The sequence below is a fragment of the Streptomyces sp. NPDC059875 genome (assembly GCF_042731085.1).
In the GTDB taxonomy this organism is placed as follows: Bacteria; Actinomycetota; Actinomycetes; order Streptomycetales; family Streptomycetaceae; genus Streptomyces.
Genome location: NZ_JBHWJZ010000018.1, coordinates 49,121 through 62,043 on the forward strand (window position 1 = coordinate 49,121; position 12,923 = coordinate 62,043).

Below are 12,923 nucleotides of genomic sequence, written 5' to 3' on the forward strand. Positions count from 1 at the left end.
GTGGATTACCTCAGCCCCGTGCCTAGCGGATGTTCGGGTCGAAGGTGAAGATCACCAGCGTGCCCAGAAGGATGGTGAACACCGTGGCGGTGTACAGCAGGCCCTTGAGCCACAGGCGCGTGTTGGCCCGCTCCGCGTAGTCGTTGATGACCGTGCGGAGGCCGTTGGCGCCGTGCAGCATGGCGAGCCAGAGCATCAGCAGGTCCCAGACCTGCCAGAACGGGGACGCCCAGCGGCCGGCCACGAAGGCGAAGCCGATCTTGGAGACGCCGCCGTCGAGGAAGAGCTGGATCAGCAGGTGGCCGAGGACCAGGACGACGAGGACGATGCCCGAGAGGCGCATGAAGAGCCACGCGGCCATCTCGAAGTTGCCTCGGGTCGCCCGCGGCGTCTTGCCGGTGCGCTTGCGGGGGGCCTCGATGTACGGGGCCGGGTTGTCCACGTCGTAGTGGGCCGCGCCCTCGACGGGACCGATGGCGGAAGTGGTGTCAGCAGACATGTCTGGCGTCAGCTCCCGAACAGTTCACGTGCGGCGTGGCCGAGGACGGGGTACAGGGAGCCCGCCATCAGCACGACCCAGATGCCCACGACGGTCCAGAGCATCTGCTTCTGGTAGCGCGGGCCCTTGGACCAGAAGTCCACGGCGATGACCCGGAGGCCGTTCAGCGCGTGGAAGAGGATGGCGGCGACGAGGCCGTACTCGAGGAGTGCGACGATCGGCGTCTTGTACGTGGCGACCACTTCGTCGTAGGCCTCGGGGGAGACGCGGACGAGAGCGGTGTCCAGCACGTGTACGAACAGGAAGAAGAAGATGAGGACGCCGGTGACTCGATGAGCCACCCAGGACCACATTCCTTCCCGGCCGCGGTACAGCGTTCCAGCCGGCACGGAAAAACCCTCCGGGAGCGGGGATCAGGGTCGGCCGGCTTCAGTGTCGGTCTGACCCGGCCGGGTACGGTCCACCGGCCCCGGTCATCGTAGCGACGACTTGTCGGTTCGCTCGCGCGGGGTCCATAGGTGTGATCAAAGAGGCACGGACGGGCTATCGCCTGGGCGGGAATCGCCGCATTCCGGACGGAATCACGAGGCGGCGATCCCGAATGTGAGACGGGCGCGGGCCAGCCGGCGCAGTTCGTCGGCGGCGATCACCCGCTCCTCCTCCGGTTCGTTGCCGAGCCGTGAGCGGATGCCGGCGAGGACCTGATCGAGGCGCTCACCGGGGCGTACGCCGTCGAGGCTGATCACGAAGGCGTGCCCGAACCTGCTCTCGTACGCGGCGTGGGCGGCCCGCAGGGCGGTGTGCGCCGCGGGCGGGGCGTCGGGGTGCGGCGCGGCGGAGGACTCGGCGGCCAGCGCCTCGTCGAGGTCGGCACGGGACAGGTCGTATCCGGCCTCGTCGGCGGCGGCGAGCAGCGCGTCGAGCGTGGGGTACGGGCGATGCGCGGTCACCCGTTCGGCCCAGCGGCGGCTGTGGCAGCAGGAGAGGAGCAGCTCCTGGGCGAGGGCTGTCGGGGCCGCGTTGAAGCGCCCGAGACCGATGGTGTGCCGCGGGTCGCCGTGCTGGGCGGGTATCGCGGGGGTCGCGGGCGTGGCGGCGGAGCCCAGGTTCCGGTTCCGGGAAGGGGCGCGGGTGTCGCTGGTCAGCGTGGACTCCGGGAAAGGTGGGGTGGGTGTGACGCAACGTTATCGACGGCAAGGGGGAACTGTCCGACGGATGCACGAATTTCACCCGGAAGGGAGAGTTTCGGAACGTGTGCGTGACGTTCCGGTACCGGCGGCCACCCCCCGAATGGCCCCATCCCGACCCCTGAGGGAGGATGCCGAGTGATGCGGTACGCCATACGAGGGCCCCACGCGGGCCCCACACTCCTCGCGGCCGCGGTGGCACTGGTCACCGTGACGGCCTGCTCCGACGGTTCTTCCTCCGGCCCCGGCGGTGCCACCTCCGCAGCCGGGACGCCGTCGTCCGTCACCGGCGCGGCGACGCGTACGGCGCCGGAGCCGAGCCCCACGCCCACCCGGACGTACCCGCTCTCCACCGCGCCGCGCACCGTCCCCGCCGTCCGCTCCCACGAAGCGGCCCGCGGACCCGGCTGGCGCCCCGCGCCCGAAGCCGGCGTGGTCGTCGCCCCGGGCAGCGAGGGACTCGCCGACGAGGGGCGGCTGCTCGCCGGGGAGCTCAAGATCGCGTACCGGGGCGCCGTCGCCGCCCGCGCGGGCGACGTCGAGCTGGCGCTCGGCGGGAAGGGCGCCCCCGAGTCGTACACGCTCACCACGCGCGACGACCGGGTCCGGATCACCGGCCCCGACCAGGCGGGGGTCTTCTACGGCACCCGCACCCTGAAGCAGTCGGTGAAGGGCTCGGGCGCGATGCCCGAGGGGGTCGTCACCGACGCGCCCGCGAAACCCCAGCGCGGACTGAACCTCGACATCGCCCGCAAGTTCTTCACCGCGGAGTGGATCGAGGCCCGGCTCCGCGAGATGGCCGACCTCAAGCTCAACCAGTTCGGTCTGCACTTCTCCGACGACCAGGGCTTCCGGATCGAGTCGGACACCCACCCCGAGATTGTCTCGGCCCAGCACCTCACCAAGGCCGAGGTGCGCCGGATCCTCGCCCTCGCGGAGACCCTGCACATCACGGTCGTGCCCGAGATCGACTCGCCCGGACACCTCGGCGCCGTCCTGCGCGCCCACCCGGACCTCCAGCTGCGCAACGTCCAGGGGACCCCGCGCCAGGGCGCCATCGACATCTCCAAGCCCGCCTCGGCAGAGCTCGTGGACGAGCTGCTGCGCGAGTACGCCGCCCTGTTCCCCGGCGGCTGGTTCCACGTCGGCGCCGACGAGTACCAGGCACTGACCGTCCGCTCCCCGGCGGCCTCCTATCCGCAACTGGCCACGGCGGCGCGGCAGAAGTACGGCCCGCAGGCGGGCGTCCAGGACCTGGCGGAGGGCTGGCTGAACGACCGGGCGGCGGTGGTCCGCGGCACGGGCAAGGTGGCGAAGGCCTGGAACGACGGGTTCTTCCGGGGCGGGGTCGTCACCGCCGACAAGCGCATCGAGGTCGAGTACTGGACCGGCAAGGAGATCGGGGCCCGACCGCCGGTCGAGTACCTGGCCGAGGGTCGGAAGGTCGTGAACCTCAACGACGAGTTCCTGTACTACGTCCTCGGCGAGCCGAACCAGTTCACCTACCCCACCGGCCGCCGGATCTACGAACAGTGGACCCCGCTCGTGCTGCGCGGCACGACCCCCGTCCCGGCACGGTACGGACCCCAGATCCTGGGCGGCCGGTTCGCCGTCTGGTGCGATCTGTCCCAGTCGCAGACGCAGGCGCAGGTCGCGGACGGGATCCGGATGCCGCTGACGGCGACGGCACAGAAGCTGTGGGACGAGCGGAAGCCGACGATGAGCTGGGACCAGTTCAGGACCCTGGCGACGAACGTGCGTTGAAACGGTGGGAGTACGCTCCCCCAGCGCGGCGGCCGCCCGGGCCGCCCCGGTGCCTCGGGGAGGGGCGCCGCTCGCCGTGGGGGGTCCGCTCCGTCATGCTCCGCAATCCCGTTGGTCTGTCGTACGCCGTCGTGGCGCTGCTCGCGGCGATGGCCCTGTCGGACGTGTTCCTCGTCCTTTCGGCGCTTCAGGTGTGGCTGCTGATGGCCGACGGTCCGGACGCGACAGGCTTCACTCACCTGGGCGTCGATGCCGCGACGTGGGTCCAGGCGCTGCTGTCGCTGCCGACCCAGATCGTCTTCATCATCTGGTTCTTCCGGGTGCGGCGGAACGCCGGGGTCTTCGCTCCCGACCTCCACCGGGGCGGCCCCGGCTGGGCCATCGGCGCCTGGTTCGTGCCGATCGCCAACCTCTGGTGGCCGCGGACCGTTGCGGCCGGCACGTGGCGGGCGAGCCGCCGGGACCCGTACGGCGACGGCAAGGAGGAGTCGCTCGCCCTGCTCAACTGGTGGTGGACGCTCTGGATCCTCTCCGTGCTCCTCGGGATGTTCGCGAGCGCGGTGTACGACGACGCCGACCAGGCCGCCGAGTTCGCGGCCGGGGCCCGGCTGCTCATGGCCTGGGCCGCCCTCGACATCGTCGCCGCGCTCCTCGCGATCCTCTTCGTCCGGCGTCTGACCTCTATGCAGCACGCGAAGGCCACTGGCATGATTCCGGCCGCGCAGTGACGTAATCGCGCCAGGCGGCGCAGTAAGGGGAGTACTGCGTCCGCAACGGGAGGCCTCCATGAGCCTGCTGGAACTGATCGACCGGGCCGACGAACGGAGTCTGGCGGCCGCCGGGCTCGCCTGTCTGGACCGGTGTCTGCCGCTGCTCGCGCCCGAGGGCGGAGAGGCGCTGCGGCCCGTCTGGGCCGCGGTGGCCCGCGGTGACGGCGAGGCGTGGGGCGAGGCGTTCGCCAAGGCCCGGGTCGAGCTGGACGCTGCCGCCGCCGATGCGGACGAGGCGGCCGGGCTCGTGCGCGGGATGCTGGACGCCGCGCCTGTCGAGTGGGCCGTGGGGCCGCTGCGCGAGTGGGCCACCGGATGTTCCGTCACCGCGCTCGCCCTGCACGGCCGGTACGACGCGGCCGAGGTCACCGACGAGTCGATCGCGCGCTGCCGGGCCGGGGACGGGGCCGGTGCGGGCCCGCTCCTCGCCGGCGAGCTGCGCCGGCAGGAGACCGTCCTCGATTCGGTCGCCCACGGTCCGACCGGTCTGCGCCGGGCCCGCGAGCTCTCCACGGAGGGCGGCCGGGTGCTGCGCGCCGTCGTCTCCCGCCGGGCGCGCACGGCCTGATGCCGCCCGCGGGTGACGCCGCCCATGGCCCGCCCGGTCCGAGGCCGTACGTCCGCCGCCGGCCCGCGCGCCGCCCGGCGGGTCTTGCACGCGCGCGTGGCCGGGAGCCCCCGAGGACACCCGGCCACTGTCGTAGGCCCGCACCCCGGAGGGCACCTGCCCGCTGTCGTCAGCCTGTCATTCCGACGGCTTCACCGTGAGCTGCTCGACCATCGCCGCGATGTCCGCCTCCGCCCGCGCCTTGTCGAGGCCGAGGCCCGTGAGGGCGCCTTCGCCGTCCTCGAACTCCAGCAGCGCCAGCAGGATGTGCTCGGTGCCGACATAGTTGTGGCCGAGCCGCAGTGCCTCGCGGAAGGTCAGCTCCAGGACCTTCTTCGCCGCCGCGTCGTACGGGATGAGCGCGGGCACCTCCTCGACCGCCGCCGGCAGCGTCGGGGTGACCGCCTCGCGCAGCGCCTCGGCCGTCACGTCCTGGGTGGTCATCCAGTGCACCGCGAGACCCTCGGGTTCGGCGAGCAGACCGAGGGCGAGGTGTCCGGGGACGGTCTCGGCGTTGCTCGCGGCCGTGGCCTCGTTCTGGGCGGCCATGACGACGTTCCTGGCCCGGGGGGTGAACCGGCTGAACCCCGCGTTCGGGTCCATCTTCTCCGCGTCCGGGTCCTTCGGGACGAACCGCTTCTGGGCCGCCTGTCGGGTGACGCCCATGCTCCTGCCGATGTCGGTCCAGGAAGCACCCGAGCGCCGTGCCTGGTCGACGAAGTGCCCGATCAGATGATCGGCCACGTCGCCGAGGTGGTCCGCCGCGATGACCGCGTCGGACAGCTGGTCGAGGGCGTCCGTATGGCTCTTCTTGATCGCTTCGATGAGGTCGTCGAGCCGGACGGGATGGGTCTTGCCGACTGGTTTCGCCATAGAGGCAACCCTAGGTTGACAGTAGGGGAGTGTCAACCGTCGGTTGACAGTTCGACAGGCGTCATGATGATCGCCATGACGACGACGAGCGGCCCGACCGCACCCGGCACTCTCACCGCCGACGACCTCCAGCACGCCGTCCGCCTCTCCCTGACCACCCTGCGCGCCGCCGCCGCGACCGGCGCCGCCGACTGGCAGCGCCCGGCCGGCACTCTGACCTGGAGCTGCTGGGAGACCGTCGAACACCTCGCCGACGACCTCTTCGCCTACGCGGCCCAGCTCGGCCCGGACACGCCGCCGCTCGACACCGAGGTGCCCTTCCTCTGGGAACGGCGCCGCGAGGGCGGCCCCGCCAACGTCACCTACGCCGACCCCAAGGCCGGGACGTCCGGGCTGCTCCAGGTCCTGGAGTCGTGCGGTGCGATGCTGACCGCCCTGGTCCGCACGGTCCCCGCGGACCGGCGCGCGTACCACTGCTTCGGGACGTCCGGCGCCGAGGGCTTCGCGGCCATGGGCATCGTCGAGACCCTCGTCCACACCCATGACGTCGCCACCGGCCTGGGTGTCCCGTTCGACCCGCCCGCCGGTCTGTGCGACCGCGTGCTCACCCGGCTCTTCCCCGACGCCCCCACGGACACGGACCGCTGGCCGACCCTGCTGTGGGCGACCGGTCGAGGCGAACTCCCGGGGCGCGAGCGGCTCACGTCCTGGCGCTGGTTCGCGGAACCACAGGCCTGAGGGCCGGGGGTGAAAAGGAGGACGACCGGGGCCGCCACCCCCCACAGGAGAGGCCCCGGTCGCCGTCCGCCGGAGCCGCAGCACGGCCCCGTACTCCCTACAGCGCCATGGATGCGTTTTCTGTCACACCGTCCCGACCCCCTAGAAGGTTGCAGGTTGTACAAAGACCGGACGAACATGGACGCGGCGACGGCGAAGGACGTAGCGTGCTGGTGCGCGCCGGACGGTGCTGCGGTGGTGACCAGCCGTGATGACGAACAGGGTGGGGAGTGCTCGGGGACGACGCGGAGCTGACGGCCGCGGTGCTCGCTGCGCAGAACGGGGACGAGGACGCCTTCCGTACTGTGTACCGCGCCGTGCATCCCCGGCTGCTGGGCTACATACGGACGCTCGTCGGTGACGCCGACGCCGAGGACGTGGCCTCGGAGTCCTGGCTCCAGATCGCACGCGACCTCGACCGCTTCGGCGGCGACGCGGACCGGTTCCGGGGCTGGGCGGCCCGCATCGCCCGCAACCGGGCGCTCGACCACATCCGGATGCGGGGCAGACGCCCCGCCGCGACCGGCGACGAGACCGAACTCACCGACAAGCCCGCCGACTCCGACACCGCGGACGAGGCACTGGAAGCACTGGCCACCGGCCACACCATGAATCTGATCGCCCAACTGCCACAGGACCAGGCGGAGGCCGTCGTCCTGCGCGTCGTCGTCGGCCTGGACGCCAAGAGCGCCGCCGACACCCTGGGGAAGCGCCCCGGCGCGGTACGGACCGCCGCGCACCGCGGCCTCAAGCGCCTGGCCGAACTCCTCGGCGCCGAGGGCGACGGAAGCGGAACCCCGCTCGGGGGCGTACCGCCGCAGCGCGGTCGCAGGCCGGGGGCCTCGGCGCCCGGTGGTGTGACGCAATCGCGTGCGCGGACGCAGAAGGACATGTGATGGCCGACGAGCGGTACCAGTGGCTCGACCAGGAGGCCGCGGAGCGACTGCTGCGCGGCGAGCCGGTCGACGCCGTCGACGATCACACCCGCGAGCAGGCCGAACGCCTCGCCCGGGTCCTCGCCTCGGCCCGGCCCCTGCCCCTTGCAGGTCCGACCCAGGCCGTGTTCCCCGGCGAGGAGGCCGCCCTGGCCGCCTTCCGCAAGGCCGCCGCCGAACGCGGTACCGCCGCGTCCCCGGCCGTCTTCGCACCCACCGCCGCCGAGCTCGACGGGGTGCGGCTCGGGCCGGTGCCCGCAGCCCGGCAGTGGGGACGCTCGCTGCGGTACGGACTGGCCGCCGCGGTCGCCGCCGTCGCCGTCGGCGGGGTCGCCGTCGCCTCCGGCACGGGCATGCTGCCCTTCGACTCCGATCGCCCGACGCCGGCCGGCTCCGTGTCGGCCGTGGAGATCCCCGACCCGGTCGTCTCGGGATCCGCGGACGACGGCTTCGGTACGCGTACGCCGTCGGTGCCGCCCGCGGGCGAGGGCCGGACGCCCGGCGCGTCCCCCTCGCTCACCACGCCCCCGGCCACGGCCGGCTCCGGCGGCACGGACGGTACGGGCGGCGGGCACGACGCCACCCCCGAGGCCGGGAAGGCCACGGACCCCGCGGACCGGACCGGCGCGGACCTCTCCGCCAAGACCGTCAAGCTCTGTCAGGACTTCCGCGCCGGACGCCTCGACGACACCACCCGGCGCCGGCTCACGGAGTCGGTGCGCACCGGCGAGACCGTACAGCGCTTCTGCGACCGCGTCCTGACCGGTGGTACGACCGGCGGAACGACGAGCGGCGCCACCAGGGAGCCGTCCAGCGACTCCTCGGGCGGCAAGGACGACGGCAAGGGCGACGACGGCTCCTCCGGAGAGGGCGAACGAGCGGGCGCCACCGCGGGCGGCGGCAGGGACCGCGGCGACGGGCGCCGCGACAAGCGGGGAGACGAGCGGGGCGACAAGCGCGACGACCGCCGCGACACCGCTCGCGATCAGGGTTCCGGCCGCGCCCATCACGGCGCCGAGGACGGCGCGAAACAGCGGGTGTAACACTTTTCGGCCCGTCGGCGCAGTACTCAATGAGCCGACTGGTCATCGGCCGCGCAGAGAGCCGGGGTTCCCCCCGTACCTTCGGCTCCGCGCACCCGGCGCGGGTGGGACACGTTCCCCCGGTCCCACCCGCGCCTCTTCTCCGCCCCCGCTGCTACCAGTGGACGACGACCTTGTCGCCGACCTTCACCTCGTCGAAGAGCGCCGCGAGCTTCCCCCGGTCCCGGACGTTGACGCAGCCGTGCGAGGCCCCGTTGTAGCCGCGGGCCGCGAAGTCCGACGAGTAGTGCACGGCCTGGCCGCCGCTGAAGAACATCGCGAACGGCATGGGCGTGTGGTAGATCGTCGAGACGTGGTTGCGGCTCTTGGAGTTGACCTTGAACGTGCCCTCGCGGGTCGGGGTGTTCTCGGAGCCGAACCGGACGTCCATCGACGAGACGACCTTGCCGTCGATCATCCAGGCCAGCGTCCGGCTCTCCTTGCTGATGCACAGCACCCGGCCGGTCATGCAGCGCGCGTCCGGCTTGTCCAGCTTGTTGGTGGTGGACGGCTTGAGCTCGTCCGCCGTCGGCTTGTGCGTCATCGCGAGCAGCCGCTGCCAGGTGGTCTCGTCGACCGAGCCGGTCTGCGGCAGCTCCCGCTTCTTCTGGAAGGCCTTGACCGCGCCCCCGGTCATCGTGCCGTAGAAGCCCGTGGGCGCCCGGTCGAAGTAGCCGATCTGCCGCAGCCGCGCCTGCAGCTCACGCACCTGCGCGCTCTCGTCGCCGTCCTTCATCAGGACCTTGCCGACCGGCTGCGCGGAGGTGGGGGAGGAGGAGGGCTTGTCGTCCGTCGTCGGCGTGCCGCTCGGCGAGGCCGAGCCCGACGGCGTGGCCGGGGCCGGCGCCGAGGAGGAGGACGCGCTCGGCGGCGCGCCGGTCGTCGACGGCGAGGTGCCACCGCCGCCCGCCGCCTGCGCCGTACAGCCGGTGGCGAGTGCCACCGCGGCCGCGGCCATGAGTGCTCTGTGTATGACGGACGAACGGCGCATCGGAAGCCCCCCGGAATCAGACTGTGTACCTATTGGATGCTTCCCACGCCCGCTTGGTTGCGCACCCGACGCAAGTACGGAGGATGCTGTGAGGAAGGTCCCAGCGTGCGGCGCTCCACCCGTCGCACGGCCGCCGCTACAGTCCGTCGCGAGGGTCGTTACCGCTGAGTAGGTCTATCGGGAGGCACAGCAGATGGCGCGCGAGTCGGAGTCGGGGCTGCCCATTGAGCCGGTCTACGGGCCGGACGCCCTGGACGGGTGGGATCCCGCCGAGAAGCTGGGCGAGCCGGGCTCGTACCCCTTCACGCGCGGTGTGTACCCGTCGATGTACACCGGCCGTCCCTGGACCATGCGGCAGTACGCGGGCTTCGGCACCGCCGTGGAGTCCAACGCCCGCTACAAGCAGCTGATCGACAACGGCACGATGGGCCTGTCCGTCGCCTTCGACCTGCCGACCCAGATGGGCCACGACTCGGACGCCCCGATCGCGCACGGCGAGGTCGGCAAGGTCGGTGTCGCCATCGACTCGATCGACGACATGCGCGTGCTGTTCGGCGGGATCCCGCTGGACAAGGTCTCCACCTCGATGACCATCAACGCCCCCGCCTCCCTCCTCCTTCTCCTCTACCAACTCGTGGGCGAGGAGCAGGGCGTCCCCGCGGACCAGCTCACCGGCACCATCCAGAACGATGTGCTCAAGGAGTACATCGCGCGCGGCACGTACATCTTCCCGCCCAAGCCCTCGCTCCGGCTGATCGCGGACATCTTCAAGTACTGCAAGGCCGAGATCCCGAAGTGGAACACCATCTCGATCTCCGGCTACCACATGGCCGAGGCCGGTGCCTCGCCCGCGCAGGAGATCGCGTTCACCCTCGCCGACGGCATCGAGTACGTCCGTACCGCCGTCGCCGCCGGCATGGACGTGGACGACTTCGCGCCCCGCCTCTCCTTCTTCTTCGTGGCCCGCACCACCATCCTCGAAGAGGTCGCCAAGTTCCGGGCCGCCCGCCGGATCTGGGCGCGGGTGATGAAGGAGGAGTTCGGCGCCAAGAACCCCAAGTCGCTGATGCTCCGCTTCCACACCCAGACCGCCGGCGTGCAGCTCACCGCCCAGCAGCCCGAGGTCAACCTGGTGCGCGTCGCCGTCCAGGGCCTCGCGGCCGTCCTCGGCGGTACGCAGTCGCTGCACACCAACTCCTTCGACGAGGCCATCGCCCTGCCGACGGACAAGTCCGCCCGCCTGGCCCTGCGTACGCAGCAGGTCCTCGCGTACGAGACCGATGTCACCGCCACCGTCGACCCGTTCGCCGGCTCGTACGTCGTCGAGAAGATGACGGACGACGTCGAGGCGGCCGCGCTGGAGCTGATGCGGAAGGTCGAGGACCTGGGCGGCGCGGTCAACGCGATCGAGCGCGGCTTCCAGAAGAACGAGATCGAGCGCTCCGCCTACCGCATCGCGCAGGAGACGGACAGCGGCGAGCGGGTCGTCGTCGGCGTCAACCGCTACACGATCGACGTCGAGGAGCCCTACGAGCCGCTGCGCGTCGACCCGGCGATCGAGGCCCAGCAGGCCGCGCGCCTGGCCGCCCTGCGCGCCGAGCGCGACCAGGCGGCCGTGGACGCGGCGCTGGTCGAGCTGAAGAAGGCGGCGGAGGGCACGGACAACGTCCTCTACCCGATGAAGGACGCGCTCAAGGCGCGGGCCACGGTCGGCGAGGTCTGCGACGCGCTGCGCGAGGTCTGGGGCACGTACGTCCCGACCGACGCGTTCTGACCTCCGAGATCCTCCGAGATCCTCCGCGATCCTCCGCGCCCCTCCACGATCCTCCGCGATCTTCCGCGATACGAAACAGGCGGGCGGAGTCTCGCACCCCCGTGCGAGACTCCGCTTCATGCTGGGTGTCACCGATCTTCCGACGTATCTCGTAGGCCTCGTCCTCATCATCCTTCTCCCGGGGCCGAACTCGCTGTACGTGTTGTCCGTCGCCGCCCGCAAGGGCACGCGTACCGGATACAAGGCAGCCGCCGGCGTCTTCACCGGGGACGCGGTCCTCATGACGCTGGCCGCGCTCGGCGCGGCCTCGCTGCTCCAGACCACCCCGCTGCTCTTCATGATCGTGAAGTACGCGGGCGCGGGCTATCTGGCGTGGATGGCGTACGGGATGCTGCGGGCGGCCTGGTCGATGTGGCGCAGCCGGAACGAGGCGCGCGACGACGAGACGGCGCAGGCTCCCCTCGCTCCGGAGGAGAACCCGTACCGCCGGGCGCTGATCATCAGCCTCTTCAACCCGAAGGCGATCCTCTTCCTCATCTCGTTCTTCGTGCAGTTCGTGGACCCCGGGTACGCCTACCCCGCGCTGTCCTTCCTGCTGCTCGGCACCCTGCTCGAGATCGGCAGCTTCCTCTACCTCACCATGCTGATCTTCGGCGGGACGCGGCTCGCCGCCACGTTCCGGCGCCGCAGGCGCCTCTCGGCGGGCGCGACCTCCGCCGCGGGCGCGCTCTTTCTCGGCTTCGCCGCGAAGCTCTCCCTCAGCAGCGCCGCTTGACCCTGACACCGTGTGAGGCCGTGTCGTAGGAGTCGTCATGTTCACCATCGGAGACTTCGCCCGGCACGGGCGGGTGTCGGTCCGGATGCTGCGCCACTACGACGCCATCGGACTGCTCCGCCCGGCCCGTGTGGACCCGCACAGCGGCTACCGCTTCTACGAGGCGGACCAGCTCGCGCGCCTCAACCGTGTCATCGCGCTCAAGGAGCTCGGCTTCACCCTCGAACAGGTGGGGTCGATCCTCGACGAGCAGGTCGGCGCGGAGGAGCTGCGCGGCATGCTGCGGCTGCGCCAGGCCGAGCTGGAGACGGCCCTGGCGGAGGCGGCGGGACGGCTGGCGCAGGTCGGCGCGCGGCTCCGAGCCATCGAGAGCGAGGGACACATGTCCACGCAGGACGTCGTGATCAAGAAGGTTCCGTCGGTGCGGATCGCCGAGCTGAGCGGGGTGGCGGCCGGGTTCGGCCCCGGCGAGATCGGCCCGGTCGTCCAGCCGCTGTACGACCGGCTGTGCGCGAGCCTGGAGGCCGCGGGCGTGACAGGGTTCGGCCCGGGGATCGCGTACTACGAGGACGCGGGCGCCGGCGACGGCTCGGTCGTCGTGCACGCGGGAATGAAGGTCCCGGCCGGGACGCAGGAGGTACCGGGTGTCGACGTGGTCGTGCTGGCGGGCCTGGAGGAGGCGGCCACGGTGGTGCACCGGGGTCCGATGGACGACATCCTGCCGACCGCCCAGACCCTGGCCACCTGGATCGACGCCAACGGCTACCGATCGACGGGCTACGCCCGGGAGCTGTATCTGGAGTGCCCGGACGACCGGGCGAAGTGGGTGACGGAGATTCAGGAGCCGGTCGTCCGCGCGTAGGAGGGCCGTAGGCGCTCGTCGCGCCGA

14 protein-coding genes are annotated in these 12,923 nt (G+C 71.7%); 9 read left to right on the forward strand and 5 right to left on the reverse strand.

All coding sequences use genetic code 11. From position 1 onward, the window contains the following. Positions 1 to 22: 22 nt before the first annotated feature. The 3 genes from ACFV9D_RS22280 to ACFV9D_RS22290 all read right to left on the reverse strand — a co-directional run bounded on the left by ACFV9D_RS22280 (position 23) and on the right by ACFV9D_RS22290 (position 1,644). The gene (locus ACFV9D_RS22280) at positions 23 to 499 is read right to left on the reverse strand and encodes a succinate dehydrogenase hydrophobic membrane anchor subunit (protein WP_329116889.1); all 477 of its coding nucleotides are present in this window, start codon (positions 497 to 499) and stop codon (positions 23 to 25) included. An 8-nt stretch (positions 500 to 507) separates the two neighbouring features. After that, positions 508 to 888, reverse strand: a complete 381-nt coding sequence (gene sdhC, locus ACFV9D_RS22285; protein ID WP_015035721.1) for a succinate dehydrogenase, cytochrome b556 subunit — start codon at positions 886 to 888, stop codon at positions 508 to 510. Positions 889 to 1,080: 192 nt separating this feature from the next. Continuing rightward, positions 1,081 to 1,644, reverse strand: a complete 564-nt coding sequence (locus tag ACFV9D_RS22290; protein WP_385149099.1) for a 2-oxo-4-hydroxy-4-carboxy-5-ureidoimidazoline decarboxylase — start codon at positions 1,642 to 1,644, stop codon at positions 1,081 to 1,083. A 183-nt stretch (positions 1,645 to 1,827) separates the two neighbouring features. On the opposite strand from ACFV9D_RS22290, the gene ACFV9D_RS22295 reads away from it, so the two are divergent. The 3 genes from ACFV9D_RS22295 (at position 1,828) to ACFV9D_RS22305 (ending at position 4,788) form a co-directional block, all read left to right on the forward strand. Beyond that, positions 1,828 to 3,450: a glycoside hydrolase family 20 protein gene (locus tag ACFV9D_RS22295; RefSeq protein ID WP_385148798.1), complete on the forward strand. Its 1,623-nt coding sequence runs from the start codon at positions 1,828 to 1,830 to the stop codon at positions 3,448 to 3,450. 95 nt (positions 3,451 to 3,545) lie between these two features. After that, on the forward strand, positions 3,546 to 4,178 hold the full coding sequence (locus ACFV9D_RS22300; protein WP_385148801.1) for a DUF4328 domain-containing protein: 633 nt from the start codon (positions 3,546 to 3,548) through the stop codon (positions 4,176 to 4,178). 58 nt (positions 4,179 to 4,236) lie between these two features. Next, positions 4,237 to 4,788, forward strand: coding sequence for a hypothetical protein (locus ACFV9D_RS22305; protein WP_385148804.1), 552 nt, complete (start codon positions 4,237 to 4,239; stop codon positions 4,786 to 4,788). Between the two features lie 177 nt (positions 4,789 to 4,965). Here ACFV9D_RS22305 and ACFV9D_RS22310 read toward each other — a convergent pair whose 3' ends face one another. Beyond that, a complete protein-coding gene (locus ACFV9D_RS22310) occupies positions 4,966 to 5,700 on the reverse strand; it encodes a Clp protease N-terminal domain-containing protein (protein ID WP_385148807.1) in 735 nt (244 codons plus the stop codon). Positions 5,701 to 5,775: 75 nt separating this feature from the next. Here ACFV9D_RS22310 and ACFV9D_RS22315 point away from each other — a divergent pair, with 75 nt between their 5' ends. The 3 genes from ACFV9D_RS22315 to ACFV9D_RS22325 all read left to right on the forward strand — a co-directional run bounded on the left by ACFV9D_RS22315 (position 5,776) and on the right by ACFV9D_RS22325 (position 8,455). Beyond that, positions 5,776 to 6,438, forward strand: a complete 663-nt coding sequence (locus ACFV9D_RS22315; RefSeq protein WP_385148810.1) for a hypothetical protein — start codon at positions 5,776 to 5,778, stop codon at positions 6,436 to 6,438. Between the two features lie 269 nt (positions 6,439 to 6,707). Continuing rightward, a complete protein-coding gene (locus ACFV9D_RS22320) occupies positions 6,708 to 7,373 on the forward strand; it encodes an RNA polymerase sigma factor (protein WP_385148813.1) in 666 nt (221 codons plus the stop codon). After that, positions 7,373 to 8,455 (forward strand): hypothetical protein, encoded by a 1,083-nt coding sequence (locus ACFV9D_RS22325; protein ID WP_385148816.1) that lies wholly within the window; start codon positions 7,373 to 7,375, stop codon positions 8,453 to 8,455. Before ACFV9D_RS22320 ends, ACFV9D_RS22325 begins: the two co-directional genes overlap by 1 nt. A gap of 154 nt (positions 8,456 to 8,609) precedes the next feature. On the opposite strand, the gene ACFV9D_RS22330 is transcribed toward ACFV9D_RS22325, so the two are convergent. Next, the gene (locus tag ACFV9D_RS22330; RefSeq protein WP_385148820.1) at positions 8,610 to 9,452 is read right to left on the reverse strand and encodes a L,D-transpeptidase family protein; all 843 of its coding nucleotides are present in this window, start codon (positions 9,450 to 9,452) and stop codon (positions 8,610 to 8,612) included. Between the two features lie 226 nt (positions 9,453 to 9,678). On the opposite strand from ACFV9D_RS22330, the gene ACFV9D_RS22335 reads away from it, so the two are divergent. From ACFV9D_RS22335 to ACFV9D_RS22345, 3 genes are all read left to right on the forward strand, one after another. Further along, complete coding sequence (locus tag ACFV9D_RS22335) at positions 9,679 to 11,259, forward strand: methylmalonyl-CoA mutase (protein ID WP_385148823.1); 1,581 nt, start codon at positions 9,679 to 9,681, stop codon at positions 11,257 to 11,259. Between the two features lie 118 nt (positions 11,260 to 11,377). Then, positions 11,378 to 12,034 (forward strand): leucine efflux protein LeuE, encoded by a 657-nt coding sequence (gene leuE / locus ACFV9D_RS22340; RefSeq protein ID WP_385148826.1) that lies wholly within the window; start codon positions 11,378 to 11,380, stop codon positions 12,032 to 12,034. A gap of 37 nt (positions 12,035 to 12,071) precedes the next feature. After that, entirely contained in the window at positions 12,072 to 12,896 is an 825-nt protein-coding gene (locus ACFV9D_RS22345) for a MerR family transcriptional regulator (protein WP_385148829.1), read from the forward strand. Positions 12,897 to 12,923 lie beyond the last annotated feature (27 nt).

What these genes read in the sequence shown, in the direction of transcription:
- ACFV9D_RS22310 (WP_385148807.1), bottom strand. Translation starts at nt 5,700, where the DNA reads ATGGCGAAACCAGTCGGCAAGACCCATCCCGTCCGGCTCGACGACCTC.
- ACFV9D_RS22315 (WP_385148810.1), top strand. Translation starts at nt 5,776, where the DNA reads ATGACGACGACGAGCGGCCCGACCGCACCCGGCACTCTCACCGCCGAC.
- ACFV9D_RS22305 (WP_385148804.1), top strand. Translation starts at nt 4,237, where the DNA reads ATGAGCCTGCTGGAACTGATCGACCGGGCCGACGAACGGAGTCTGGCG.
- ACFV9D_RS22300 (WP_385148801.1), top strand. Translation starts at nt 3,546, where the DNA reads ATGCTCCGCAATCCCGTTGGTCTGTCGTACGCCGTCGTGGCGCTGCTC.
- leuE (WP_385148826.1), top strand. Translation starts at nt 11,378, where the DNA reads ATGCTGGGTGTCACCGATCTTCCGACGTATCTCGTAGGCCTCGTCCTC.
- ACFV9D_RS22345 (WP_385148829.1), top strand. Translation starts at nt 12,072, where the DNA reads ATGTTCACCATCGGAGACTTCGCCCGGCACGGGCGGGTGTCGGTCCGG.
- ACFV9D_RS22325 (WP_385148816.1), top strand. Translation starts at nt 7,373, where the DNA reads ATGGCCGACGAGCGGTACCAGTGGCTCGACCAGGAGGCCGCGGAGCGA.
- ACFV9D_RS22280 (WP_329116889.1), bottom strand. Translation starts at nt 499, where the DNA reads ATGTCTGCTGACACCACTTCCGCCATCGGTCCCGTCGAGGGCGCGGCC.
- ACFV9D_RS22335 (WP_385148823.1), top strand. Translation starts at nt 9,679, where the DNA reads ATGGCGCGCGAGTCGGAGTCGGGGCTGCCCATTGAGCCGGTCTACGGG.
- ACFV9D_RS22330 (WP_385148820.1), bottom strand. Translation starts at nt 9,452, where the DNA reads ATGGCCGCGGCCGCGGTGGCACTCGCCACCGGCTGTACGGCGCAGGCG.
- ACFV9D_RS22295 (WP_385148798.1), top strand. Translation starts at nt 1,828, where the DNA reads ATGCGGTACGCCATACGAGGGCCCCACGCGGGCCCCACACTCCTCGCG.